Origin of the sequence: Sulfitobacter dubius (assembly GCF_900113435.1) — a bacterium.
In the GTDB taxonomy this organism is placed as follows: Bacteria; Pseudomonadota; Alphaproteobacteria; order Rhodobacterales; family Rhodobacteraceae; genus Sulfitobacter; species Sulfitobacter dubius.
Map to the genome: position 1 here is coordinate 1 of NZ_FOPG01000020.1, position 1,495 is coordinate 1,495.

The window sequence follows — 1,495 nt, forward strand, 5'->3', positions numbered from 1 at the left end:
AAGGTTACGCGCGGACCACTCCATGTAACCAATTGGCCGCAACGGAACAAAGATTGAACAAATAAAATTAACCATACCCTATGGTGACTTAAGAACTTTGCATTCCGTTAGCATAACTTTCTTGAGATCAAAATTTCCGACGTTGCCTTAGTCCTCCGATCTTATCGGGAATAGGAGATGACAATGTCTAAACACGAAACTTTTTTCCCGAAATCCAGCATCGATGGAGAGGTCTCTGTCGCGGACCTGGGGCACCATCTTGGCGTTTCCCGCAATAGCGTTTCCGCTATTGCCGCAATGTTTGGCCTCACCAAATTCGCAAAGGGATATAGAAAGCTCGATATCTTCCGCCAAATTCATGGCATCGAACCTCTGTTGTTGCCCGCCAGGCTGGCAGAGTTGAAAGCAACAGGCTCCGGCCCGATCAATAGCGCAGATACCCAACCGGAACAGCCGTGTTTGATTGCCGAGATTATCGACATCACGGATCTCGCTGTAACCCTCTGGGAACAGGGGTTGGTCCACCGGGCGGATTTCGCTTTTGAGTATGGCTTTGCCCGGGGCACTTTTTGCAAGAAACTGAAATCAGGTGGCATCTCATTTCCACCAGTTGCGGCAATTCAACTGAGCCCTAACCGGGAGATGTATCGTCCGCTCGAGGTCATCCTGTGGCAACGTCATAACATCGCACTCACTTTGCCGCGGGCCACTCTTCATTCACTGATCGGACCCTTAGCTCCGCCTCAGATGAGGTTGGCAAACCCGCCCCCTGCCGACCGGGATCCTGAGGCTGTGGACCAGGCCGTCTTTGCCTTAGCAGCCGCAAGCGTTGTTGAAAAAAAGCGGTTTTAATACGTGACCTGCCTCTTTCGCAGACGCGATGCACAACCTGCGTCTTAAAGCGAAACCCCTGCCACTTTGGGGGGTCGGAAAGACGACAGGAGTATCGCTTCGCCTGCACAAAAAGCGGCATTTATGCACAAAAAACCGGTTTTTTCCCCACTCACTCAACTCTTAAGGACACCATGACAGACATACTTCAGACCACGCCGGGTGACATCGTATTCGACAACAACCTGCGCTCCTCAACCACCCTCGACACTCACACCACGGCCTCCCCAACCGCTCATGGCGCGGGTCAGCCTCTCGACTTCCAAGAGATCTTGGACTGGACTGCAGAGCATAAGAAACATGATCTTCAGCACCTTCGGGTTTTTCTTGAAAAATGGCGATATGGGCCCGCCTACCTGCTCTCGCTTTCAAGTGCTGCCCCGGACAATCACACCCCCGCACCCTCCGCTTTTAAGAGCCTGCTCGACTGGTTTGACGCGGCCTTCCCGAAATCAAGCCGCAACCTGCACCCCCGGCTTGATCTGGGCGTGACGCTGGAACGCTATAAGAAAGTTCGCGAAGGCGTGCGACGTTCCATCCGTGGGTGCATTGGAGCCTATGAAGCCCGCGCGGCCCGAAATGCTCAACAAGATGGCTGGGCCGA

At 53.4% G+C, this 1,495-nt stretch carries 2 protein-coding genes; both read left to right on the plus strand.

Annotated features, from left to right (window positions below):
• The first annotated feature begins 183 nt into the window (after nucleotides 1-183).
• Complete coding sequence (locus tag BM229_RS17995) at nucleotides 184-852, plus strand: hypothetical protein (RefSeq protein WP_093929013.1); 669 nt, start codon at nucleotides 184-186, stop codon at nucleotides 850-852.
• Between the two features lie 173 nt (nucleotides 853-1,025).
• Nucleotides 1,026-1,495 (plus strand): hypothetical protein (locus BM229_RS18000; protein ID WP_139226322.1); only part of this gene is annotated, 470 nt, incomplete at its 3' end.

Excerpts from the sequence above, each read along its gene's own strand:
- BM229_RS17995 (WP_093929013.1), top strand. The coding sequence starts at position 184 with ATGTCTAAACACGAAACTTTTTTCCCGAAATCCAGCATCGATGGAGAG.